A 25,216-nucleotide genomic window follows, 5' to 3' on the forward strand; every position below is an offset into this window, starting at 1 on the left:
CCCGTTGATAGGCGTTAAGTGGAAGTCCTGAGAGGGATGAAGCTGAGGCGTACTAATAGACCGAGGGCTTGACCTCTGTTTTTCGACGGTGATGATGATGACTTTATTCTATGCAGTCTTCAGGGCTTTTTTCCCTGACAACTTTTCTGTACTCTCAAAACACTCACTGCCACCACACCGATTCCATCCCCTATTCGCTTGTTAAACGCCCAGGTGGCTAAGATATTTGTCGCCTCACTGCCGCTCGACAATATACAAACAAAAACTCCTCTGATCGATCTAGGAGCTTGTGTTTTATGGGCTTAAGACCTTTAAAGAACTTGGACGGTGTAACGAGAGTGTTCAAGTCTCGGTTGGAGATGATGCGGTAAACCAATTTAAGGCTTTGGACACTCCTCGCCTCTGGAACAGTATAAGAGCCGTTAAACGGATGGTATAGCACTTCATACCCAGATGCTGCTGGAGCATTCGTTTTTTTTTGCTGTCAGCCAATCACCAGTCGGGAATTTCTTCAGGCTCCGAGTCGGATGGGGCTTGTGACAGTTGCTCTTTCGGTAACGGCACAGCGCGCAATTCATGCTCTAGACCGGGAAATGTATCTTTTCCGGTGTAGGAAAGCATGGAAAGACTCGCGATCGCTCCTTTGACTTGATCCGGCTTCACTTCTAAGTATTTCTGCAACTGTTCGAGGTTGTTGTGACCGCTGATTTCTTGAATGATCCGCAGCGGAATTCCGGCGTTGCTCATCTGGGTGAGAGCCGTTCTCCTAAAGCTGTGGGTGGAGGCTCCCTCGATGGCGGCGCGATCGAACGCTTCTCTCAAAATCTTGTCCGCTGAGTCGGGGTGCAAATGCTTCCAGTGGTGCGAACGGTGGCGGCCGGGGAATAAATAAGTCTGACCCGCGTTAGGTTTCCAAGATGTCAGGAGACTTCGCAAATCTTCAATGACCGGAATCGTTCTGGTTTGGAGTTGGCCTTTGGTGTTGCCCTTGCGGAAGTTGATTGTAGGTCGGACTGTACCTCTGGCAGTGTAAATATCGATGACTTCCAGGGAACAAGCTTCGGCAATCCGACAGGCGGTGTAGAGACAAACCCCGAAGAGGGTGCGATCGCGCTCGGTTAGCAAACCTTTGTTAAACAGCAGTTCGATTTCCTGTTGCGTGAGTATTTTGGCTTGCCCGTGCCGTTCTATCTTCATGCTTGGTGTATACTCGACCCGATACCAGAGAGTCTTGCATACTTGCTACATTGCTGCACCGTTCTGGGGTATTTCTTAACGAGGCGGCTGAGGGCGATCGTCATAAATTAGCTGACCCAGCTAACGCGGTAAAGGTGCAAAGGTCACATTTATCGGAGCAATTAGCTTAAGAAAGTAGTAGGATTAATGATACTAAATGGGTCGGATGCACTTCTAAAATTGGTTGACAACCTGCTGTTACTGTTCTATATCCAAATTGGACTCAAAACTCAACTAAATCATGTACTGCATAACGTCTATATACCCTGTGATAGCGGAATCTCCAAAACAAATTCAGCTCCCCGCCTCAGTGCTGAAATGCACGTTAGCTTGCCGCCGTGTTTTTGTACGATAATTGAGTGCGAAACAGACAAGCCCAGACCAGTGCCCGAACCTACAGGCTTAGTTGTAAAAAAGGGATCGAATACCCTAACGCGGACTGATTCACTCATTCCAAGTCCGTTGTCTGCAATTGAGACGATCGCGCTAGTGCCTTTTACCTCTGTGCGAATCCGAATCGCAGGCGTTGGACAATGCTGGTTATCCAACTGTACCAGCGCATCGATCGCATTGCCTAGAATATTCATAAACACCTGATTGAGTTCTCCAGCAGAACACTCGACTAAAGGCAGGTTCCCGTATTCTTTAACAACTTGGATTTCTCTGCTCGCAATGCCTCCCTCGTCGCCGCTATCATCTCCATCCCCCAGCTTTACCGCTGAGTTCAGGCGGTGCTGCAAAATCAGCAGCGTGCTCTCAATCCCTTCGTGAATGTCAACCCGCTTCATCTCGCTCTCTGCAAGGCGCGAAAAATTCCGCAAACCTATCACAATATTGCGGATGCGCTCGGCTCCAACATTCATCGACTTCAGAATTTGCAGCAAGTCTTGTTTGAGGAAATCAAGTTCAATTTCTTCTGTTACTGCTGCCAATTCCGGAGTAAGATTCGGGTATGTCCGCTCGTAAATATTGATTATTTGCAGCAAATATTGCATATATTCAGTTGCGTGAGTAAGATTGCCATAAATGAAATTAATCGGATTATTAATTTCATGAGCAATTCCTGCAACTAGCTGTCCCAAACTTGACATTTTTTCAGTTTGAATCATTTGAGCCTGAGTCTGCTGCAATTCGATCAGAGCAATTTCTAGCTGAACTGCTTGTTCTTTTAACTGCACTTCTGACTGCCTCAAAGCTGATTCAGTAGAGATTCGCTCGCTAATTTCTTGCTGTAGGAGCGCGTTTTTTTCTGTAACTTCCCGCGTTCTATCTTGCACTTTCGCCTCTAAAGTCTGGCTGTACTCCTGCAATTTTTCATTAGCTGCCGACAAATTTTTATAGAGAAAAGCGTTTTCTAAAGAAATCGCAGCTTGAGTAGAAAGAAGCTTTAAAACTTCCTGCCTTTCTGCTGTGAAAACACCCGCTGCCAGATTATTTTCTAAATAAAGCACAGCAATTAAAGTACCTTGATTAATAATAGGCGTACATAAAACAGACTTAGTATTGTTTTTGACAAAGTAAATATCATTTTTGAAGAGTTCATCCCTCCCGCCATCATCTAAAACAACATCTCTTTTCGTTCGGACTACATAATTTATTAGAGACAATGGCAAATTCTGACTGAAAGCGATTGGAAGCGACTGCTGTACTACGATCCGATCTCGTTCAACAGAACCAGACGCTTCTATTAACAAGTTGCCATTTTTTGCTAAAATTAAAAAACCGCTTTGGGCGCCAGCGTTCTCCATCAGAATTTTTAGCAATTTTTCTAGCAATTTACTCAAAACAACTTCGCCCGCTAAAACTTGCGAAGCCTTCATTACTGTTGCTAAATCGAGGAAAGAATTACCTCTTGTAGTATTTGTAAAATTTGTAGTTTCCGTAGAGGTAGTTTTCTCAAAGCTGGCGTTATTAGCAGCAGATATCAGAGAAAGAAGCGGAGGATATCTTGACTCCAAATCTGCAACCTTAGTCTTCGCTCCCCACCGAGCGTAGCCGTAGTATGCTGATGCCATGTAAGTCTGACCGATCTCCTCTCTTGAAGCCCCTAAATAAAATTCAGCCGCAAGTTCGTAAGCTAAAGCTTCCTCTTGAACGTACCCCTGTTTTTTAGCTCCCGCGATGGCAAGATCGTAATACTCCATCGCTTCCCAATTTTGGCCTTTCACCCGCGCTATTTCTGCCTCAACCAGATCGTATTTATGCTGATAATTAGCCGGAGCATGGTAAGCCCAGCCCTTCATTTTTTCTTGATTCAACTCCACAATAGCCAGAGCTTCTTGTTGCTCGCTCTCCCTCCCAGATTCAGCCGGAGCTCGTACATGGGGATACTGAGCCAGAAGAGCTAGCGAATAGTAGAAGTTGTGAACGGCAACCGTCATGTGTCCGGGTGCGGATGCTTTATATTTTTCAGCGATTGAAGCATTTTCAATAGCAGCAGCAAACTCTTTAAATAAGTAAGATAGAATTGCTTTAGCAAGATAGGCAGCAAAAAGGGATATCTGGTTATTTGCTGTTTCTAAAATCGGCAGCATTTTTACTTCATCAAAGCTCTCACCAATTAAGCAACATTTGTCAGCAGTAGGTCGGGAAAGATTCAAAACTAGCTGCCTCCATATCTTAATGTAGTAGAGTCCAAATTCTTGTTTTAGTTTCAGCAGTAAATCGAGATAATGAGCTTGGCGCGACTCTACAGATTCTAGGTAGTTGCCAATTAAAAATATATGAGCGCAAGAGTTCAAAGCACAATAGCCAGCATATTCTACATCTCCAGTATCCAGACCACTTTGAACCCCTTCTTGCAAAGCATCTATTGTTTCCCTAGCGTGTTCTTTCCAATGTCTGATAGTAACGTTAAACAGAGTGTATACTTTAGCTGTGAGTTCTTTAGCATTAAATTGCTCTAATAGCTTCAAAGCTATCTGACCGGAATAATATCCTGCCTCTAAATCTCCAAGTGCTGCACATAGGAGCAAGCCATAAATGCTGTAAGCGTAAGCTGCTAGCGCTGAATGACCGTTTTCAATACAGAGATTAATTTGAGTCAATACGATCTGCAAAACCATCTCAGGCTTGGCAATAGAAGCGGGAGCTGAGATAGTCACCAGCAGCCGCATCGCCGCCAGCTTATCAGGAGCGTTCATTTCGGGAACATTTTCCAAATCTGTCAGCGAAGGCAATTTTACTGAGGCATTCCCGGCTTCTAGCAATTTGGGAGAAACCCCCAGCATGGACAATATTTCCCAACCCGTATCAATAGCTTTAATGAGCTGGTTCTGAGCGACATAAGATTGAATTTTGAGCTCATATACTTTTACCTTATCAAGTAGGGTTTTTGCCTCTTGTAAAACAGCTTCCCCTAGTAGTTCAGACTGCTTAAAATTGGTGTTTAAAAATTCTGTTTCTACTGCTTCTACATGGAGGTTGAGAGTCAATTCATACTGACTCTGCCAGCTATTAGCAGCCAGGAGTTCCAAACCAATATTTAGATACCTGGCAGCAGCTTCGTAAGCTGTCGCTGCCTTTGCTTTCTGACCGGCAATTAGATTTAGGAAAGCTAGTTCATCTTTTTCTACTTGCCCAACTATTAAGTCAGTGCTAAAATTAAGTTGATTTACCAGAGCAAAGATATTTTCTTTTCTGTCTTCAGGGCTGGTATTTTGCAGCAAAAGTTTGCCAATGCTCAGGTGAGTCGATTTTCGCTCGGATTCAGGAATCAAAGAATAAGCGGCTTGCTGCACGCGATCGTGCAAAAACTTATAGTCTACCCTGGAATCGCTGAGAATAAGTTCTCCTAGTTCATCCTGTTGAAAAGCTAGCGGGATTTTGTAGTTTCCACTTAGAGGCAAAATTAAACCAGACTGAAGTGCCGGCCACAAGCCTGAAGCAGTAACTGATTCTGACTCTTCATTCACAATTGCCAAAACGCTTAAATTAAAAGTGCTGCCGATGCAAGCCGCCAATTTTAAGACTTTTTGCGTTGATTCTGGTAGCTTTAGAATATTCTTTGCTATCAGTTCAACGATATTGCAATCCGCAATACCAATGGTTTGAATAAGTTCGATATCCCACTGCCAAATACCGATAAAAGTGTCGTAAGTTAGCAGTCGTTCGGAATCCAGCACTTTCAGCAGTTGAGTCAAGAAGAAGGGATTGCCTTGGGTTTTATTGAAAAGCAGTTCTGAGAAAGATTTTATACGGCTAGCTTCGGGAGATTCGTTGAGCGTGTCTGCAATTAGCTGCCTGACATGGTTTAGCTGTAAAGGTTTAACAGTAATATTATTGATGGCAGCCCCACTTTCTCGAATCTTTTCTAATGTCTGAATCAAGGGATGAGCTGGATTGACTTCGTTATCCCGATAAGCTCCGATCGTTAACAGATATTGGCTGTCGCGATCGCTCATCAGCAGTTGGATTAATTTGAGGGATGCTGAATCAGCCCACTGCAAGTCGTCTAGGAAAAGAACGAGGGGGTGTTCGGGTTGACAAAAGACTTTGAAGAACTGTTGAAAAACGCGATTAAAGCGGTTTTGGGATTCATAGGAACTCAGTTGTGGTACTTCTGGCTGATGACCGACAATCAGTTCAAGTTCGGGGATAACATTAATAATTAGAGAACCATTTTGACTCAGTGCCGTTAAAATCTTCTCTTTCCAAACAGCTATTTTCTCAGAATCTTCTGTTAATAGCTGTCGCAAGAGTGACTGGAAAGCTTGAATCAGCGAAGCGTAAGGAATATTGCGCTTAAACTGGTCAAATTTACCAGCAATAAAATACCCCCGCTTGGCTGCAACAGGTTTGTGAACTTCATTTACTAAGCAAGATTTACCAATTCCCGAATAACCGCTGACCAGCATCATTTCGGCTGTGCCGAGGCTGGTTCGTTCAAACGCTTCCATTAATACAGCTACCTCTTCTTCCCTGCCGTAGAGCTTCTGCGGGATCAGCAGTTGACCGGATAAATCTTTAGACCCTATAATGAATGGTGAAATTGTGCCGAATTCCTGTAGCTGAGTTAGGCAATTTTCTAGATCGGCTTTTAGTCCCTCAGCAGTTTGATACCGCTCTTCTGCTGTTTTGGCTAATAATTTGAGCGTGATGTCAGAAATTGCTTGGGGAATTTCTGGATTTAACTGAATCGGCGGAACTGGTTGCTTTGCTAAATGGCAGTGAACCAATTCCATTGGGTCAGTAGCTGCAAAAGGTAGAGAACCTGTCAGCATTTCATAAAAGGTTGCACCCAAGGAGTAAAAGTCTGTACGATAGTCAATCGACCGATTCATCCGGCCCGTTTGCTCTGGGGATATATAGGCTAGCGTGCCTTCCAGACAATTAGGATTGTTAATTGTTTGGTTTTCTCTGCCCAGGCGAGAAGAAATGCTAAAATCTATAATTTTAACCACCAAAGTTGCAGTATGGACGATAATATTTGGCGGCTTAATATCTTTATGAACGATCTGGTGTTTGTGGAGTTGCCCTAAAGTTTGTGCTAACTGAATTGCTATTCGGAGAAAGCCGATAAAATCGTTCTTGAGAGAAGCAAGGATGTAATTTAAAGATTGAGCGCCAAAATCTTCCATAATTAAGGCGAAGCTGTTTTGGTATCTTTCCAGCCCCAAGCACTTAACAACTCCTGGGATGTTCAAGTTTTTCGCGATTTCATATTGATACTTTAAATTAGTAACATCAATAGGATGTGGATACTTAGAACTTAGTAGCTTAACAATAACAGGCTGTTGGTTCTGAAGCTTCAGCCCCCGATAAACAACTGTTTTCACGCCTTCATTAATTTTTTGAAAATTTGTGTAGCCCGGAAGTTTTAGCATATTTTTTGGTGATTAATAATTCGTTTATAGTGGCTTTAACAGAATTTACGCAACATCACCGCAGGCAGGGGGCAACCAGAGGGGACTTGCCCCTACAAAAGGCTGAGCCTTCTGCTGTTCGAGGTAAGCCCTGTTTAAATTATTCACTCTTATCGGGCAATACTGCGGACTGTTGCGGAGGCGATAGCCCCCGCAGAATCTGGAGAGGTACGTTGTTGGGCGGGGTCTGAGAAGAGCGCACAAGCGCAACAACGTACCTCTGACCCCAATTCTGCCGATCGCAATCTCTTTTCTGTCTGAAGTATAGCTCGGGAATTAAAGATATTATTCCGTTTCGGTGTTAGCTTTTTTTTCGCTTCGAGCGCTGTAAATTCATTGCTGTTGCACCCTGACACAGGTGTCAGAACCAAGCATCCCTCTCACCAATAATTTGTTTTGCATACTCAATCTCAAAAATTTGTTTTAAAATAGCACGGGCAGCCTGCATAGCTGACATAACGGTTGCTTCGACACAGCCGGAATTGTAACCGTTGTCGATCCAGTCGCCCGTCAAGTAGAGGTTAGCGAAGCCTGATTCATCGGTTTTGAGCCGATATTTTGTACTTCCGGGAACAGAAAGCACGTAACGCTCTGAAGGATCGATGTTGACTCGCCAATATTGGGAATAGAAACGTTTCTGTCCCTGCTGGTTTTTTAGATCGACAAGCAAATCCCAATTTAACCCTTGAGGATTTTCTGGGGTGGTGGCTTTAGGCCACAGGTTGCCAATTTGGTTTTCGAGGAAGTTGATCGCCTGTTGTTCCACTTTCTCCTGTTCCCTTTTGGGGAAATCGCGATCGCTGCTAGGAGGAATTCCTGAGTCTGCTATTACGCCTGTAAAATAAGCAAGATTGTAGGGATAATGTTCAGAAGACCAATTTTCGCGCTGGATCAAATCACTCATATCGGCATAAGTATCGAGGGGTTCTACATAAGAACCGACCACAGGACTGCCCCCCCTCCACCCCAACTGCTGTAAATTAGATTTAAGCCACAACTGTCCGCCTTGAGTTGGAACTGTTTCGATTTGATTCACCATATTAGCCCATTTTTGATGAGCAGGATTTTTTTCAGCATTAATCAAATCGCCGCAGATAAAGGGTAAAGCTCCTAGAGAAATGCCGAGAATTACCAAGTCAAAATCTTCTCCAACATTGAGAGTGACTGGGGTTTCCTTATCTTGCCAGGGACTCCAAAAAGACTCCAAATTTACCTGCTGTTGCTGGAGTTCTTCACCTTCTACAATTTGCTCGTAGCGGGGTTTGCTCGGCCAGCAGAGGAGCCTCTTAACTTTAATCAGCGGCTCGTATTCCCGAGCTGGTTCTTTGAGATTAACCTGGCGTCCCAAAGAAATGCTAGCGATCGACTGCTGCGAATCGTCAAGGTGCAACTGTTTCACGCGGTGGAAAAACTCAAACTTGACACCCCGACGTTTTAGCACTTTATAAAGCGGGGCGAAAATCGTATCTCCCATACCAGCTTGCATTTTCCACATAATCGCCCCGCTGTACTGGAAAATTACGGTTGTTAAGATGCGGATTGCTGTTCCTGCTGCTAGTCTGGGCTGATGAACGTTCCCCCCTGGAAAGGCATAAACAAGGTCATACAAAACGCGGATAAATGCTGAATTGATGCTGGTTTCCCCGGCCCCGTGTTTTTGCAGCCACTCTCTATAGTCATACTCGTCTAAAGATTCTAAAGAACCAGAATAAATTACTTCATCTACAAATAATCCCCGAATGTTGGCAAATGCTAAATCTAACAAAACTAAAATCCGAAATGTATCGTCATCTTGCTCAAGTTCGGCCTCGATAGAGCTTTTCAAGCGCTGCATAAATTGCTCTAAAAGCTTAAGAATGATCCTGTGGTGTTCGGGGCGATGAGTGCGGGTATCGTCCGGCATGGATTTGGCTAACTTGTAGGCCAGAGCGAGAAATGTTCCTTCTGATGTTAAATCAATAGTGTCTAAGGTAGTTCCTATCTGTTTCATAGCATTTTCCAACCACTGACACCAGCGGGCTGGTTCTTTGAGAAGTAACTGCACCAGTTGGTCGGGAAGGTGAAGCGGTGCGATTTCTGAGGTGAGTTTAAGAGTTTCCCCGCCAATATCTATCTGTTTGGCAAGAAGTTCTAACCAGTTCGGGATTTGCTGATTACTGGATAATCTGTTAACTGAACACTGAGATTTTAAAGAGTTTGAACCTTCAAATCCATCGTGCATCAATTTGAGCAGGGAGCAGATATGCTCCCACATCGAGAAATAGCCTCCTCCTTCCCAAGGAAGCAATCTATTCGTGGGAAAGTTGAACGGCCACTGAACCCAGCGACCGTTAATATATTCTTCGAGAACTATGAGACTGTGAGGCTTGAAGGCATCTTCTATGCTCAAAAATGGGCCATCTTCTCCTAATTCGTCGTAGCACTGCTTCATCAATCGAAAAGCATTCTCGTAGAATCCGAAGAAAATGTGCAATCCATGTTCTTCTATGCGGTAGGTAGGTTCGTGGTAGGGGGGGTTCGGCTCCACACTGCGTCCTGATGCACCCTTACCACCTAAACGCCAGCCCTGTTGGTACACGGTAATATCGTAGAGGGCATTCCATCCCGGCTGGCTGGTGAGTTCAAAAGCAGTAGTTAGGGAGGCTACTCCCCCTCCCAAGATGGCAATTTTTTTGAGTTTGGGTGCTGAAGCCATGTGTTTATTAAGTAGATTATCTACTTTCAAAAGTATATCTTTCAAAATGGAAGTGGCGAGCCAGTGCTGTTATGCAATAATGGCAAGTTATCGCCCACTTTTTTACAAGCTGACTCACAAAAGGTTAGCCTAAGAATGCGCTTTCCAAACCGTAGTACCGTTTTCGACTGTGAAATCAAAGTTGAGCCAGAAAGCAAGCTTGGGTTGTATGTTTACTGATTGTTCTGTTTGTAGGCTGCCTTTATAAAGTCCCAGTTCTTTGACGATGGGGTGGCTGGCAAAATCGTAGATTGTCACATCGAACTGAGAACCCAAAGAATCAAAACTTAGGAGTTGCCCTGCGTGAAATTTTGACACTTTCATGGGAATTTCTACGATAGCTTGATAGCAAGCTTGTTTCCCGTTTTCTTCATCGCGAAACTGCTTGAGCATGACTACAGGAATTTCTGCATTGAGCAAGTATTCTAACAAATTCAGCGGCAGCCACAAGCCGGGAACTTCAATGATGCCGTCCTTCGCGAAAAGTAACTGCGTGATGTTAGTTACTGCTTCGGAATAACTCGCCCAATTTTTAGGTAATTGGTTTTTGCTCTCTACATTTTTGGACGATACTCTGATTAGCTGTTCCCATTTTGCTTCTGTTTGGGCCGTTAAAGTTTTCCACGTATAAGTGTGCAAACTGAAGGGTTCTTGCAAGTGATTATTAATTGGCGGAATTTTGAAGCCACCAATTTCCTTCGGTATGCCGTAAACCTCGCGACCTGAAACTAAAGCCGGTGAGTTGCTGACAAATATGTAGGGGACGAACCAAGCAAAACGGTCTATTTTAAAGACTGGGCCACATTGTTTCCCGACCATAGTCAACATCCAAATCACAACTTCCTGCTCGTCAATATAACCGCGATCTCGGTCGGGCTTTTCTCTAGAAGCCAGGGACTCTATAGTTCCAAAGGTTAGTATGATATAGTTTGTGGCTGGGCGGTACTCGACTTGTCCGCTGGTTAAATTATTGAGGTATTTGTCGCACAAATTCTGTAATTGGTGCAAAGAACTTTCTAAGACAAATCCATAGAGGTTTGTACCTTTGATATCGTAGGGTTGTAGAAAACATTGCTCGTTAGCTCGTTCAATATATTGTGGAGGTTTTGAATGATTACTGCCGCCCGATAAAAATGTCTCACCAAATTTATGTGCTTCTTGTTCTATGCTTTCGCCTCTAGCAGCAAGGTCTTGGAGGATCTGATCTGGCGAACGCGGCGGTTTTGCGAGGATGTCTACTAATTTTTGCGGGTTATTGAGCAGTTCCGCGATCGCGCTGCTTGCTCCTAGTGCTGTGCGAAAGCCTGTTTGCAGAAGTTGAGCGGCGCTGTTAACATTCATTGCTTCATAACCTCATTGTGAGTTAGCTTGCAAACTTTTTATATTTCAGTCATATCACAAATACCGATCTGTTCGCTCTGAATTAATGCTAATTTCCTCAATCACAAACTCTTTATCGAGCGATCAAGAAAGCAAACTGAGCTCACGGCCCACCTATACTTCATGTGATTGTTGGGATGATCCATGTGGTGTATATCTGACCCGACAGCGGAGTCGGTCAAACTTGCTGCATTACTACTGCACTGGTAGGCGGAGATGGAGCGATCGCCGCGGTTGGGGGCGATCGTCATAAACTAGCAGACCGTTGCCAACGCGGTAATGAGCGTTTTCCAGTGTTAGAAAGCATGGAAAGTGAAGAGATCGCTCCTCTGACTTGTTCTGCCTAACCTCTTTCGTAGCGCTGGAACTGTTCTGGCGTTGCGGTGGCCGCTGATTTCTTGAATAATCCGCAATGGAATACCCGCGTTGCTCATTTGAGTAAGTGCCGACCTTCTGAGGCTGTAGGTGGAAGCGCCGATGATGCCAACTCGTTCGCAGGCTTCTGGGAACAGGTGAGAGGCGGCTTCCGGGTTCGTGTGTTTCCAGCGGTGATTGAGGTGGCGGCTGGGGAATAGGTAGGGGTGTTCGGGATGTTTGTAGGTTTCTAACAGCAGCCTCAACTCTTGAATGATCGGGATAGTGCGGGTGCCGAGCTTGCCTTTGGTGTTGACGAAAGCGGATAATCATTTAATCATTTCGGAGCGGATGACATTCGCCGGGGTAAAGACATCGATGACTTTCAAGCTGCACGCTTCGGCAATCCGGCAGGCGGTGTCAAGGCAAACGCCGAAAAGCGTGCGCTCGCGAGAGGTCTGCAAACCTTTGTTGAACAGCAGTTCGATTTCCGGGTGCGTGAATATTTCGGCTTGCCAGTGCCATTCTATCTTGATGCTTGGTGTATACTCCACCCGACCAAGCAAAAGTTTGCCGCAAATACTGCACTGCAGCATCCGTCGGGGGTATTTCTTAATGCGGCGGGTGAGCGGGGTGAAGGGTTTGGTTCGTGCGATCGCTCCGGGGGGTTGATAGGTTTGGTTAATGATACAAGCCCTGCGGCTGATAGGAAGAGATATGTCTTTGCACCGCGCTTTTTCGGGTCAATATTTAGTTAGGCGGTATGCAATAGTGGTGGGAATAACATATATAGCCCCTGCCTATTTACTATCCCCAAAACGCTCGCACCCAATATGCACCTGCCACTCCACTACTCTGGTAGATTCTGCTAACATACCATCCAGGGCGCGGGGACTGCTGTTAACAATCTTTTGAGCTTCTTCCACATTTTCTGCCTGAATCACCCAAAGCCCCGTTCCATCATGGGGAAAAAACGGGCCACAACACAGCAGTATTTCTTTCTCCTGTTGCTCGCGAAACCAAGCTAGCTGATTGAGGTCGTGTTCTGGATGAGCGTTTTTGTAGTAGTAATACTCTGGAATGGTTGCTACAACAATGGCAAAAAGTTTAGACATAATGCTTTTCCCAAACTGAGAAAGTTCAAATCAAAGATAGCATGATGCTTCAATTACTTCTGACCGCACCCGCATTATTGGCATTTTTTGGTAAGTTATTGAAGCGGAGCCTATGCAATACCTAATTCGGTCTTTTACTGATGCACAATTAGATATCCGCGTGTCTTTTTAGAAGCTGAATCAGTAGTATTCATCGCTTTCCAAAGATTTTCAGTAGAAGTCCATACAGGCGGATATTTATAACTGGCTACGTCTTCAATCAAAAACCGATCGCTTTGCTCGTGATAGGCAGCGAGGGGAGAAATATGCCCGCTTTTACCCTGACCCAAAACAGAGCGTTGGTAGTTCACGATTATATAATCGCCGGAACGGCTAAGGTTGGCTTTAGCTTGAGCGCGAAATTGGTTAAGTGTTGTCTCCGACGCATAGTAGACCTCAACTTTGACGTTGTGACTTCTCAGTAAGGTTGCTAATTCATCCAGAGTCATCCCCGAAAAAGTGACGGCATAAGAAGAACGGATATTCTGGGTTTGACCGTCAAAAAAGGTGTCTTGGGTTAGGGTGCGATATCCCTGTTTTTTGCTGCCGAGTGCATTCAGAACCGTCACACTGCTAGCCACACCACAATATGCTGGACGTTTTTGAGTTTCAATGTGGGTGCTCAGCGGTTGAAAATCTTGTTTGCTCTTGCTCTGGTTCAGTAGCTGTTGTCCTTCGGGTGATTCTAAAGAAACCAAAGTTTGGGGAAGTGGTTGTCGGTCAACAGAAGGTGGCGAGAAGGCTTTCCAGGTAAAAACGCTTAAACCTGTGCCAAAGATTAGTAGAATACCCCCTCCAGCTTTTATTAGTCGCCCTCGCCATCGGTGATTGCTAGACGTTTGATTTAAGTCCATATCTTCATCTTTCTCCCGAACAATTGTGTAAAAAAAGCTTAGTCAGAATTGGTCGTTGGATAATTAAACATTACAACGTCTAAACCTTGCCATCTGGTTAGTAGGTCTGGTAACGTAACTATCGCCTTTGGTTTTGACATCATTATAGCAAGTCTTTTCATTGTTATAATTTCATTATAATTCAGGAAAAATATCATTTTTATAAAGCGGTCTGAGAAACATAGATTATGTAATATAATTTTGAAATCTCTGCTTGGGAGCAAGATTGCATCATGCCGCCAATACCAACAGTCACCGTCAAGTCAGGATACAAGCCACAATCTATCGATACCAGCATCGAGGCGGATGTGCTGATGTTTCAGCTATTGCGACAGTTAACGCACCAACAAAAAGTACAACGGACTTGCGCTTTCAATCAAGCGGTGCGAAGGTTGGCAATATTGGGAATAGAGAACCAGTATCCCAATGCTACTGAGGCAAAAGTTCGGCAAGAATTTATTAAAAGGTGCTTGGGTGCTGAGTGGATAGAAGTTTTATCTGACAGTAAAGATTGGGGTGAACTCGTGATTGCAGATCCGATCGAATTAGCGCAAAAAATAGCCAGGATCTTGCTACCGCTGAAGATTCCCTATGTGGTGGGAGGTTCGGTGGCAAGTTCGCTGTTGGGAGAAAACAGATCTACGCAAGACTTGGACTTAGTAATTGATTTGGAAGCGGGAACAGCACAGAGACTAATTGATGCCATGTCAGGCGAGTTTTACATCAGCGAGTCGGCTGTGACTGAAGCGATTACCAAGTCAAGAACAGCACCCCGCGAATCATCGTTCAATGTCATCTATTTGCCTTCTATGGAGAAAGCAGACATTTTTGTGATGAGCAGCTATGACCCTTTTTCGGCTTCGGTGATGAGGCGACGCCAACTTTACCCTGTTAGTGGCTTAACAGAGGAGGGAATCTACATCTACTCGCCTGAAGATATCGTCCTGCAAAAACTCAGTTGGTACAAACTAATTCCGGGCGGTTCCCAAAAGCAGTGGAGGGATGTGTTGGGAGTTTTGAAGGTGCAAGGGGAACGACTCGATATCGCTTACTTAAACCAGTGGGCTGTTACACTCCAACTAACAGATTTGCTCTCTGGAGCGTTGCTTCAATCAGGATATTAAGCGTGGGCAATTGAGAATGAAACAAAACAAACAACAGCTTGCTATTGCTAAGAAAATCAAAAAATGGATTCAAACCACCCGAGAAGTTGAAAAAGCTCGATTTGCCATACCGATAACCAGGCTGACAAGTATCAAAAGTCTGTGCGTTGATGAAATTGCTGCCGAAAAGTTTGGGCTCTACATTGCTCGACTGGTGCAGCAACAGATGGAGCGGGCGAATTGTCCCGAACATTTCACGGATGAAGAATGGGAACAGCAAAAACAATTAGTGGATGAAGCAATCTCACTGATGCAAAGTTACTTAGAAAGTCCTAGTTACGAAAGCAGGCAATCTCTCAGAAACTTATTGAGAGACATTGATGGCTTGCAAGGGGATGACTACCGTAATTTTAGGTGGGCAACGGTGCGCTTTGTCCGTAGCGGAGATTTACTCAAGCTAGAGTATGCACTGCGGTGTTTCGTAGAGACAGATTTTCCCTATTGGACTTATAAACTAGCTAGAGAATATGTAGAAGGCTATGGATTGCAATCGGGTTCAGGTATCGTGGCTGAATCAGTACCCATGTTGTTGGAGGTAGCAGAATTTTGGTGTCAGTATTATTTCGATCAGAGTTTGAACGAAAAATTTCCCGATGGGGGCGATCGCTGCGTTCGACCCAACCCGTGAGAATTTTCAGCAGGTTGAGGGTTTGTTAAGCCTGCGACCCTAAGATTGTCAAAACCCGTGCCAAAACTCAGCACCTAATTCTACAATTTCTGGCGTTACAGAGCGGGTGTGCCACTAAAAATCTAGGCGGGGAAACGCAACTTTTCCTATCTAAGGCTTGGAAGTGCTACCCGTAGAGTTGATAAAAATAAAACTCTTATTCTCTATAATTTTTCCTGGCGTAAATAATTAAATAAATTTTAAATACTATGAAAGGAAATAAATTCATAGCTAAACTATTTTAATATATTTAGGAGCGAGCTGTATGTTTCAGTATTTTGTAATGATTCCTTCTCTTCTTGAAGAAAAAGACGTAGAAAAAGACGTAGAAAAAGAAAAAGTCAATTTGTCGATGCAAGTTGCTAAGTACAATTTTAATCTGGGCTTACAAGTAGGGGATGACATTGAGCTGATTCTTCACTACGATGACGAATGCTTTTCGTTTGCAAGTAAGGTTGTGAAGATATTAAAAGTTATAGAAAATGACAAAGAAAGACTTGATGATATTTTCAGAATCGAGACTCATGTAGAGATTTTGGACAAAGAAGATTTTGTAAAAGTTCGAGAAATTCTTAAGGGGCTGAATTCATCGTCTCGCTCTGGTTTCCATCCAATGGGTTTTTCTAGCTAGTGAGGAGTAAGGTTAGGCGGGGAAATGCTTAGATACTGATGAATCTATAGAAGTGTTAAGCCCTGGGTCAGGATATGCGGATTTGTTGAATAAAGTCAATGCTATCAGGTTACTGTGTCTAATCGGCTAGCAGCTCAATAGCCTTTGGGATTGGGATAATTGGATTGTCATCTAAATCAACCTTGATTTGATTCGACATTTGCTTGAGTACATCTGGTATTTCGGTTATTTGATTGTTAGCGAGGTAGAGGCGTGTCAGATCCGACAGTTGCCCGATTGCATCTGGGACTTTGGTTATTTGATTGTGACTGAGCTCAATCTGTATAAGATTGGACATTTGCCCTAGGGTTTCTGGGATTTTAGTTATTTGATTGCGCCAGAGGTAGAGCAGTGTAAGATTGGACAGTTGCCTAATGTTTTCTCGGATGGAGGTAATCTGATTCAGACCGAGTTCAAGCAGTGTAAGATTGGACAGTTGCCCTATAAATTCTGGGCTTTCGGTTATCTCATTGCCATAGAGGTTAAGTATTTTTAAGTTGGTTAATTGAAGAACAGCATCAGGAAACTTAAGTAGGTAGGCCGGATTAAACAGAACCATGTAACATTATGTAAACAGGGCTGACGAGTTCTGGGGTCGGGCATTTGGATACTTTACGATCGTTTACATAGTTGCGTTTTACAGCGCCGACTTACTTAGTTAGCCGTTTTTCCCTTTCTTTCCCTTTTTCTTGGAATGGCATGAACTGGGATTCCATTAACACGAACGTCTCAAGCTGCGTACATTTGCCAATTTCCGAGGGTACTTCCTCCAAGTCCAGCCCCGACAAATTCAGTTTCGTCCAATTTTCCTGGGCTGCCCGGTCAATTCGTCGCATTGCTTCGTCTCGCGTCATATTCTTTGTCTCGGTAGGATTCATTTCATTGTGATGACAATAATTTTTGTTTGGTAGCTGACGCGGTGACAACCCTATCAAAAGCTTTATAAAATCAAGGACATAGCCCTCAAACCCGGTGAAAACATGGGAGGTTATTACGCCTAATTTTTATCAAATGAGAAAAGACTTAAGGTAACGTAGATAAGCTGGAAAGCATATTGTAATAAAATTTAAGCTTTCAATATCTACTATCCATCCTCTTATTAAGACCTAAAGGCAATCTAGCAGAAACTTAAAGACTAAATCACTGAGAATTTAATAACTGTTGCCAATTCAGATTCATTAATACTATCTTGCTTTACAGCAGCCCAAAGTTTCAGAAATATAGCACTCGCTGTTTTCCAAAAAGTAAGCACTGTATATCAAACCAGCACTCATAAATATCTAAAATTCTGATAGTCGTCTTGGGAGGCTTTTTTTACGCCTCGCCGCAAAGGCCTCCCACACTTCTTTGAACTCAGAACTCGATCGCTCCAAAATCGATCTGTGACCAAGAAAATGGGATACAAGCCCCGTCCTTCTAGGACGGCTTTAATTAAGAATTGTGAGTAATCGCATTTGCGTTTAGCCAAACTTCTATAATTAGGATAGGAAGGACAGAGCAAATGTTTAACTTAACCTACGAATTTAAACTGAAACCAACAGCGGTGCAAACAGCCATCTTTGAAGATTGGCTAGAGCAATGCCGTCGCGTCTACAATTACGCGCTAGCTGAACGCAAACATTGGTTTCAATCTCGTAGCTGTCAAGTTAACGCTTGCTCTATCCGTTCTGAATTCATCATCCCTGCGGAAACAAAGCGACCGACTTACGCAAGTCAGTGCAAAAACTTAACCGCAGCCAGGGCAAACATTCCTGCTCTCGGTGCGGTTCAAGTCCACGTCTTGCAGCAAACATTGCGAAGGCTTGAGAAAGCATTTGTCAGTATGTGGGAACAGAAACACGGATTTCCGCGCTTTAAAAAAATTGGTGGAATGCGTTCTTTTGTGTTTCCAGAAATGGGCGTCAATCCAGTTCAAGGCGAGAGGGTGAAACTACCCAAGATTGGTTGGGTGAAATTCCATCAATCGCGTCCCATTCCTGATGGTGCAACAATCAAGCAAGCTCGAATTGTCAAGAAAGCTAGCGGTTGGTATGTAATGCTAACCCTGCAATGGGACGTTTCTGTACCGACGGTTATGCCTCACGGCGAAGCTTTGGGTATTGACGTTGGTCTAACTAATTTCATAGCGACTTCCAACGGTCTTCTAGTAAAGCGCCAAAAGTTTTTCGTTGACGCTGAACGCAAGCTTAAATTGCTGCAACAGCGCGTCAGTCGAAAGAAGTTAGGCTCGAATAACCGAAAAAAAGCTCAGAAGAAAGTTGCCAAGCTGCACGAATATATAGCCAACTGTCGCAAAGACTGGCACTGGAAACTGGCACACCAACTTTGCGAAGATGCAGGAATGATATTTGTTGAAGATTTGAACTTGATTGGTTTGTCTAGAGCAATGCTCGGTAAGCACTGTTTAGATGCTAGTTGGGGGCAATTCTTTACTATCTTGCAGCAAACCTGTTTTAAGCATGGTGTGTGTTTTCAGAAAGTAAGTGCTCATAAAACAAGTCAAATTTGTCCTAATTGTGGTGTGGAGACAGGCAAGAAAGAACTGTCGGAGCGAACCCATTCTTGTTCTAGCTGTGGGTATACAACAGACAGAGATGTTGCAGCAGCACAAGTAGTTTTAATTAGAGGGCTTGCAGCCGTAGGGCATACGGTCAAGATGCTTGGTGAGGGTAAATTCGTTGGAATCCCTGTGAACCAAGAATCCTCGTACCTGATAGTCGAGGAGTGTCAACATCGCTCTAAATCTTGCCTTCAAACCTCTGATGCCAGAGGATATACCCCGACACGGTAATAACCAGAGTGATGCCTCCTCCTACCCAAGCCAGCATAGGATTGTAACCGCTACGGCTGAGGGTCTGCATCCATAGATGGGTGCGATCGGAGGATATTAACCAATCTGCGACGACCGGAAAAAGATACATCAAAGATGCACCAACGATAAGCCAGCCCACCATAGAGGCGACCAGAAAGATAGTTTTGGCTGTAGATTGGCTACCCATGAGCAATTGCGGTAAAGAACTAACTTTGAGATTAGCAAAGATGCGTTATGTCAGCACAGGTATAGCCCGAGACAGTGGGCGATGCAAGCGTGAAACTGTAGAATTGATTTGAAGCGAAAGGTGGCGTTGCTGATTTAGGGTATGAAGGGCTAAATATGCAAGTCAGAGAAACCAGTATCCACAAAACTTCGGGATTTCCAAGTTATTTTTTTCATACCCTGATTAAGCAACGCCAGTAGCAGATGTTCCCTCACCGCATCCGACACAGTGTTATCACGGCTGCACGGGGCGCAACAGAGGGGAATGTAAGAAAAGTGCAGAAACTCAGCAGACACAAAAATTTAAACACCTTGATGGTGTATGCGATAATCGCGGCCCCGACCAAAGAGACATTACCGATTTACTTGATGGGATGAAAGGAGCGATCTGCAGGGGAAGCGGATGATTCGACGTGAAGGAGCGAGCGAAATCATAGATTTTTCCGATGCTAAACACGAAGGAACGTTGGATGCGTAATGATTAATTGTTCCCCATGAAGAAACTCAGCATTGACTCTGATAATAAAATATGCAATTGCAACAGCGGCTGACTGAGATCGACCTTGATTCCTATTTTCAACGAATTGGCTATAGCGGTGACTGCTCGCCCAGGCTGACAACGTTACAGGCAATTCATCAGCGACATTCCCAAACTATCGCCTTTGAAAACCTCAATTCACTCCTGAAACAACCTGTGAAGCTGGATTTAGCATCCTTGCAACAAAAACTAATCAACGAGGGACGGGGTGGCTATTGTTTTGAGCAAAATTCATTGTTGCGGGCTGTTTTGCTGGCTCTTGGCTTTCAGGTAACAAATCTAGCAGCTCGTGTGCTGTGGAATTTGCCATCCGGGACGATCGCACCCCGCAGTCATATGGTGCTGGGGGTCAATATTGATGGAGAGCCATACATTGCAGATGTGGGATTCGGAGGATTAACGCTTACCGCGCCGCTCGCTTTGATACCGGATATTGAACAACCTACATCCCACGAACCATTTCGATTGATCGCAGTGAAGCGCAGCTACATTATGCAAGCATATATCAAGCAGGAGTGGAAATTCCTTTACAAATTCGACCTTCAGGAGCAAGAATTACCCGATTATGAGGTGAGTAATTGGTATGTTTCAACTCATCCAAACTCGATTTTTGTTACTAACTTGATGGTTGCAAAACCGGATTCAAATTGTCGTTATGCCTTGTGGAATAATCAGTTTACGGTGCATTATTTTGACGGTCGAACAGAACATCGTGTCCTTTCAACGGTTGCAGAGTTACGTGCTACCCTTGAGAATGTTTTTTGTCTCAACCTGGGAGCAATCACTGAGATCGATCGGATGTTACAACAATTAATTGAGCGATCGCGTGCGATAACCTAACGATTCTCTCGGTTAATGGTTAATCAATGTAACATACCATTCTTTCCTCGTTAATCTATATCTACACCCCCTACAACCATGTGTTGGTAGGGCAACGTAGGACTAAACGCTGCGTCGCTAATTTGTTTCCTCAGTAACAATAAAACGGTTTTAGATTTTAGATTTTAAATTAAGGGTGCCACCGGATTTTTAGTTCTCAAGCGATTTGGAATTAACTGTAAAAGGATAGTAGAAGAGAAGCGTTATCCCCTCTACTCTCACTACAACAACTGACTAATGGCGATAAATTAGACGGCGTTCAGTGATCGCTCTGAAAGAGCCGTCTTGCCAAACGGATTTTCATAGGAATGAGTTTTTATGTAAACCAAAAATTCATTGACCAGTTCTGTAAAATAGTTAAAGGCGACATCAATCAACTCCATCGCTTGTTGACGAATATTTTCTGAGATTTCAATGTCTCTAATAGCTTGCAAAGAGGCTGGAGTATGGAGCGTATGGGTATTTTCAATATGATTGTGATACATACCAAAATAGCGTAACTCATGACCAGTCATAGCTTGCAGTTGCATGGCCACCGGATTGGTTGCCTGGAAGAAAACATTTGCTGTAACTTCAGAAACCTCAATCGCCACCAACTTTATGATAGGATCGGCTTGGTAAGTGTAGCGCTCAAACAGAGGAAGGATGGAGCGAGATATTTTGGTATGCTCACTCCAAATGAATCGTACAACATCGCTGAAGGGCATTGAATAATTTATGCCCATCTTCTCCATGTCTTCCAGCAGCCATTGCCAGTGGAAATGTTCTTCATAAGTGTGCTTATTGACGATTTCTTGAATTTTATTTGTCGTGGGTTCTTGTCGCAAAACCCGCTTACATAGCTCGCTAAACTCCAATGCCAGTGGGGTAATCACTGGCGCAAATGCCAGTTTTTGCCGAGGTTCAACACTTTCATCTTTCATATACTCGAAAAACGGCAATTGAGCGAATTCCTGATTCTTTTTCTCAATTATACTAAGAAGGTCTTTCATCTCGATTCTCCGGTAAATAAAAAGTGAGTAGTTAAATTTAATTATATAGCAACTGTTCCCACACCCCCTTTTTTTGCTAATTTCCCGTCTAGGTTTTTTCCGGCTTGACGCATTGGCGAAATTCCTTACTAAACAGGGTAAGTTCATCTAATTTGGTATAAATTGTACTTGACAAAAAACCGCCAATAGACTTTATATCTGTGAACCGAACTCAAACCTATAATCAAGTTTGAATCTTAACAAAGTCAATCAAGTTGAAACGGAGTCGGGCTACAGCCGAGATACGCGCATTCCGAGGACATGACGTAAAGTTTTGCAAATATAAGACAAAATGACTTGAAGTAGCAAAGCATGAAATGTTTAGCAGTAAAAGATTTCCGCTTTGAGGGTCTGTACGAGGCAGAGTATAACTACTACTCGGCCTTCTCAAACTTGGTTGAATAGTCAGCTAATTTAGGATGCTTTTGTGCTTGCAAGCTTCCTCGAAAGCAAAGTCGCGACTTATTTGTTACGTTTTTTAAAATCACGTCCTCGGAATGCAGGTATCTCGGCTGTACCCCTTAAAACCTCACCCCTAACTTTTTCTATCCTTAATACGGCTTCACCCTAACCGAGAACTATTGACATGATTCCAGCGAGTAAAAAAGCTTGGCTTTATACATTTTGCTTGTTATTACTGGCTCTTGGTTGCACGAGCGTTAACTCCAGTAATAGAGAAGACGCTCCCAACAAGGAGACAAGTGCACCGAGCGGTATCACAATATCCAACGCCGATCGCACAAATGAATTACGCGATCGGATCGAACAAATTTCTCAAGTAGCTCAAGGGCGTGTTGGAGTGAAAGCCACAGTTCTAGAAACCGGAGAGTCAGTCACTCTGAATGGAAATAAGCAATTTCCAATGCAAAGCGTTTACAAATTTCCTATTGCAATGGCTGTTTTGGCTCAAGTAGACCAAGGAAAACTGAAGCTAGACCAGAAAATTCGTGTTGAAGCCAGTGATGTCGTCCAGGGTAGTCGGATTCTCGACGAGAAATCGCAGGGAAGGGAATTCAGTCTGGCTGAACTATTGAGGTACATGGTTTCTGAAAGTGATAATACGGCTTCTGATGTGCTGTTACGACAACTCGGGGAACCAATAATTGTCACGGAGTATTTGCGGGGTCTTAGCGTCAACGATATCGTCGTTGCTAACACGGAGAAAGAGCTTGGGCAAGACACAGCAGTGCAGTATCGTAACTATGCGACACCTGATGCCACCATCGTTTTGTTGCGCGCCTTTCATGAGGGAAAAGGACTTTCCAAATCTAGTCAAGCTTTATTGCTGCAATTGATGACAGAGACAACTACAGGCCCAAAGCGCATTAAAGGGCTGTTGCCTGACGGGACGGTTGTGGCTCACAAAACGGGTACTTCGTCTACTGTAAATGGAGTGACGGCTGCAACCAATGATGTTGGACTCGTGACGCTCCCCAATGGACGGCATCTGGCGATAGCAGTTTTTGTTTCAGATTCTGGGGCAAACGATGCGGTACGCGAGGAAGTCATCGCAAAAGTGGCGAAGGCAGCATGGGACGAATGGAGCAAATAGTTGCTGAAGGCGAAGGTGTTAACGGTGGATCGCTCTCTTTTATAGTGGAACTCATAAAGAACTTTTGTGATTCCTAAACCTTTGATGCCACTGGACGTTAAGCACATTTTTAGTGATCAATGCCCTTCTACACAAAGTAACGCATTCTCTTTGCTCTGGTTTATATCGCCAGGTACCAGTTGCATAAATCTTAAATTACTCACTCAGACATCTAAACGTTTAGATGATTAAATCAACCGCAGGTGATGCGACCCGCGACAGTATCGCACCTTCGAGAGAGCGAATAGGGGCAAACTCTTGCAGTGCAGCAACTGCTGGATTTTTGGGAAGATCCACCGCCTCCAATCACTCGTAACCGAGCGCTACGTTGTTATCGTTAATTAGCCGAGCCAATCCGCCCTATAACTGGCAAGATACAGCATCATTTTAAACATTCAAACATTCAAATATCTAGACATTTAGATGATTAAGAGGTAAAGTTGAGTTAATCAACGTATCGATAAACCTATGATCGTGACAATCGCCTCATTCAAGGGCGGAGTCGGCAAGACAACTACAGCGCTGCACTTAGCCGCTTACCTGCAAACCAAAGCGCCCACGCTTTTGGTAGACGGCGACCTCAACCGCAGCGCTTTGGATTGGGCTGCGCGGGGTTCCCTCCCGTTCAAAGTGGTGGATGAAAAGCAAGGGGTTCGCTTTGCCAGAGATTACGAGCACATCGTGATAGACACGCCGGCTAGACCCGACCCCGACGAACTCAAAACTGTAGCTGAAGGGTGTGACTTGCTAATTTTGCCGAGTTCTCCCGATGCGATGGCCCTCACCGCGATGGTGCAAATGGTGGAAGCTCTGCATTCCCTAAAATCGAATTACCGCATTTTGCTCACGCTCATCCCACCTGCTCCTAGCAAAGTCGGGATTGAGTCTCGCAGAACGATCGAGAAAGCCCAGTTGCCGATATTTAAAGCTGAGATCAGGCGACTGGCAGTATTTCAAAAAGCCGCGCTGGCCGGGGTTCCCGTAAGTGCTGTCAAAGATGCCTACGCCAAAGCTGCTTGGGGTTGTTATGCCGCTGTCGGCAAGGAGATATTGCCGTGAGCCGCTTTGATGATTTGTTAAAAGCCAAGAAACTCAAACCCGGCGAACCTAACCTCGAACCTGCACCAACTCCGGCGTTACCCAAAAGCAAAGACCCAAACTTTGTCAGGGCCACGGTTTATTTGCCCAAACAAATGCACCGCGACCTCAAATCTGCTGCCGCACAGTCAGGTGAAGAAATCAGCGAGCTGGTTGAAAAATCGGTCGCTCAATACCTCCAGCAGCTTAGTGCCAGTAAAAACATTTAAATATTTGAACATTTGAATGTTTGAATGTTTGAGCGCTGCCAGTTTTTTCTCTTATTTGCAGCAGTTACCTTTCCCGTCAATCGCTGCATTCTTGAGTTCGTGTAATGTTGGGTGCGTATGTTAGTAAGCTGGCACTGGACTCGCAAGGGAGCGGTGCAGCATGAAGAAAATACGGCAGTTGGGGGCGATCACTTTAATTTTGGGGATGATGGCTGGCTGCAATCTGACATCAGCCCCGCCATCTTCACTGCCGCGAGTTTCTCGCTAAACCAAGAGTGAAGAAACCCACAACGCCGCCGCCGATGGCTTCGACAACTAACAACCGCAACTTGCTCCTGGGCAATCCCAGCAATGCAGCTTCCAGTGTTGCCAGCATCGACACTATTTAATAATGAAGCCACAGTTTGTGCTCTCCTACAACAGCAAAACTAAGACAGCCAATTGGGTATCGTGGCAACTGAACCGCTCTTGGATTGGAACAGCCGCTCGCCAACACAACTTCCGCCCCGATGATTCCCTGCCGGATGCTTGGTACAAAGTCCGCCCCACCCCAACGATTACACGAGAAGCGGTTACGACTGAGGACACATTGCAGCCAGTGCAGATCGCACCCGCAACGAAGCGAATAACCACACTACCTTTTTACTGTAGTTTAGACTAACTAAAGATGAGAACGGTGGCTTTCAGAAGAACTAGAGCCACCGCGCCGGGAGAGAAT

Annotated in this window: 22 protein-coding genes; 10 read left to right on the forward strand and 12 right to left on the reverse strand. The window is 44.4% G+C overall.

What is annotated here, in order from left to right; translation table 11 throughout:
• Positions 1 to 492: 492 nt before the first annotated feature.
• From QT996_RS24470 to QT996_RS24505, 8 genes are all read right to left on the reverse strand, one after another.
• On the reverse strand, positions 493 to 1,197 hold the full coding sequence (locus QT996_RS24470) for a tyrosine-type recombinase/integrase (RefSeq protein WP_333049718.1): 705 nt from the start codon (positions 1,195 to 1,197) through the stop codon (positions 493 to 495).
• 296 nt (positions 1,198 to 1,493) lie between these two features.
• A complete protein-coding gene (locus QT996_RS24475; RefSeq protein ID WP_333049720.1) occupies positions 1,494 to 7,061 on the reverse strand; it encodes an AAA family ATPase in 5,568 nt (1,855 codons plus the stop codon).
• Positions 7,062 to 7,461: 400 nt separating this feature from the next.
• Positions 7,462 to 9,795, reverse strand: a complete 2,334-nt coding sequence (locus QT996_RS24480) for an NAD(P)-binding protein (protein WP_333049722.1) — start codon at positions 9,793 to 9,795, stop codon at positions 7,462 to 7,464.
• Positions 9,796 to 9,924: 129 nt separating this feature from the next.
• Positions 9,925 to 11,175, reverse strand: coding sequence for a hypothetical protein (locus QT996_RS24485; protein ID WP_333049723.1), 1,251 nt, complete (start codon positions 11,173 to 11,175; stop codon positions 9,925 to 9,927).
• A gap of 335 nt (positions 11,176 to 11,510) precedes the next feature.
• The gene (locus QT996_RS24490; RefSeq protein ID WP_333049724.1) at positions 11,511 to 11,834 is read right to left on the reverse strand and encodes a tyrosine-type recombinase/integrase; all 324 of its coding nucleotides are present in this window, start codon (positions 11,832 to 11,834) and stop codon (positions 11,511 to 11,513) included.
• Positions 11,835 to 11,897: 63 nt separating this feature from the next.
• On the reverse strand, positions 11,898 to 12,164 hold the full coding sequence (locus QT996_RS24495; protein WP_333049726.1) for a hypothetical protein: 267 nt from the start codon (positions 12,162 to 12,164) through the stop codon (positions 11,898 to 11,900).
• Between the two features lie 204 nt (positions 12,165 to 12,368).
• Positions 12,369 to 12,683, reverse strand: coding sequence for a YciI family protein (locus QT996_RS24500; protein WP_333049728.1), 315 nt, complete (start codon positions 12,681 to 12,683; stop codon positions 12,369 to 12,371).
• 134 nt (positions 12,684 to 12,817) lie between these two features.
• Positions 12,818 to 13,576, reverse strand: a complete 759-nt coding sequence (locus QT996_RS24505) for a phytochelatin synthase family protein (protein WP_333049729.1) — start codon at positions 13,574 to 13,576, stop codon at positions 12,818 to 12,820.
• A 272-nt stretch (positions 13,577 to 13,848) separates the two neighbouring features.
• On the opposite strand from QT996_RS24505, the gene QT996_RS24510 reads away from it, so the two are divergent.
• The 3 genes from QT996_RS24510 to QT996_RS24520 all read left to right on the forward strand — a co-directional run bounded on the left by QT996_RS24510 (position 13,849) and on the right by QT996_RS24520 (position 16,076).
• Positions 13,849 to 14,739 carry a hypothetical protein gene (locus tag QT996_RS24510; RefSeq protein ID WP_333049730.1) on the forward strand — a complete coding sequence of 297 codons (891 nt, stop codon included), beginning with the start codon at positions 13,849 to 13,851 and terminating at the stop codon, positions 14,737 to 14,739.
• 16 nt (positions 14,740 to 14,755) lie between these two features.
• Complete coding sequence (locus tag QT996_RS24515; protein ID WP_333049732.1) at positions 14,756 to 15,406, forward strand: hypothetical protein; 651 nt, start codon at positions 14,756 to 14,758, stop codon at positions 15,404 to 15,406.
• Between the two features lie 304 nt (positions 15,407 to 15,710).
• The gene (locus QT996_RS24520) at positions 15,711 to 16,076 is read left to right on the forward strand and encodes a hypothetical protein (protein WP_333049734.1); all 366 of its coding nucleotides are present in this window, start codon (positions 15,711 to 15,713) and stop codon (positions 16,074 to 16,076) included.
• A 118-nt stretch (positions 16,077 to 16,194) separates the two neighbouring features.
• Here QT996_RS24520 and QT996_RS24525 read toward each other — a convergent pair whose 3' ends face one another.
• A complete protein-coding gene (locus QT996_RS24525) occupies positions 16,195 to 16,674 on the reverse strand; it encodes a leucine-rich repeat domain-containing protein (protein ID WP_333049736.1) in 480 nt (159 codons plus the stop codon).
• A 91-nt stretch (positions 16,675 to 16,765) separates the two neighbouring features.
• Positions 16,766 to 16,969, reverse strand: coding sequence for a hypothetical protein (locus tag QT996_RS24530; RefSeq protein ID WP_333049738.1), 204 nt, complete (start codon positions 16,967 to 16,969; stop codon positions 16,766 to 16,768).
• A gap of 647 nt (positions 16,970 to 17,616) precedes the next feature.
• Between QT996_RS24530 and QT996_RS24535 the strand changes: the two genes are divergently transcribed.
• Positions 17,617 to 18,906, forward strand: coding sequence for a transposase (locus QT996_RS24535; RefSeq protein WP_333049740.1), 1,290 nt, complete (start codon positions 17,617 to 17,619; stop codon positions 18,904 to 18,906).
• Here QT996_RS24535 and QT996_RS24540 read toward each other — a convergent pair.
• Positions 18,854 to 19,114, reverse strand: a complete 261-nt coding sequence (locus QT996_RS24540; RefSeq protein WP_333049742.1) for a hypothetical protein — start codon at positions 19,112 to 19,114, stop codon at positions 18,854 to 18,856. The two genes, QT996_RS24535 and QT996_RS24540, sit on opposite strands and share 53 nt — an antisense overlap.
• A 567-nt stretch (positions 19,115 to 19,681) precedes the next feature.
• On the opposite strand from QT996_RS24540, the gene QT996_RS24545 reads away from it, so the two are divergent.
• Entirely contained in the window at positions 19,682 to 20,530 is an 849-nt protein-coding gene (locus QT996_RS24545; protein WP_333049743.1) for an arylamine N-acetyltransferase, read from the forward strand.
• Between the two features lie 287 nt (positions 20,531 to 20,817).
• On the opposite strand, the gene QT996_RS24550 is transcribed toward QT996_RS24545, so the two are convergent.
• The gene (locus QT996_RS24550) at positions 20,818 to 21,561 is read right to left on the reverse strand and encodes a hypothetical protein (protein ID WP_333049745.1); all 744 of its coding nucleotides are present in this window, start codon (positions 21,559 to 21,561) and stop codon (positions 20,818 to 20,820) included.
• A 625-nt stretch (positions 21,562 to 22,186) separates the two neighbouring features.
• Here QT996_RS24550 and bla point away from each other — a divergent pair.
• The 5 genes from bla to QT996_RS24575 all read left to right on the forward strand — a co-directional run bounded on the left by bla (position 22,187) and on the right by QT996_RS24575 (position 25,159).
• Positions 22,187 to 23,152, forward strand: coding sequence for a class A beta-lactamase, subclass A2 (gene bla / locus QT996_RS24555; RefSeq protein WP_333049746.1), 966 nt, complete (start codon positions 22,187 to 22,189; stop codon positions 23,150 to 23,152).
• Positions 23,153 to 23,659: 507 nt separating this feature from the next.
• The gene (locus QT996_RS24560) at positions 23,660 to 24,250 is read left to right on the forward strand and encodes a ParA family protein (protein WP_333049747.1); all 591 of its coding nucleotides are present in this window, start codon (positions 23,660 to 23,662) and stop codon (positions 24,248 to 24,250) included.
• Complete coding sequence (locus QT996_RS24565) at positions 24,247 to 24,498, forward strand: CopG family transcriptional regulator (protein WP_333049748.1); 252 nt, start codon at positions 24,247 to 24,249, stop codon at positions 24,496 to 24,498. Before QT996_RS24560 ends, QT996_RS24565 begins: the two co-directional genes overlap by 4 nt.
• A gap of 117 nt (positions 24,499 to 24,615) precedes the next feature.
• Positions 24,616 to 24,777, forward strand: a complete 162-nt coding sequence (locus QT996_RS24570) for a hypothetical protein (protein ID WP_333049749.1) — start codon at positions 24,616 to 24,618, stop codon at positions 24,775 to 24,777.
• A gap of 112 nt (positions 24,778 to 24,889) precedes the next feature.
• A complete protein-coding gene (locus QT996_RS24575; RefSeq protein ID WP_333049751.1) occupies positions 24,890 to 25,159 on the forward strand; it encodes a DNA/RNA non-specific endonuclease in 270 nt (89 codons plus the stop codon).
• The last annotated feature ends 57 nt before the right edge of the window (positions 25,160 to 25,216 follow it).

Source organism: Microcoleus sp. S13C4, from assembly GCF_036700865.1.
Lineage (GTDB): Bacteria > Cyanobacteriota > Cyanobacteriia > Cyanobacteriales > Microcoleaceae > Microcoleus.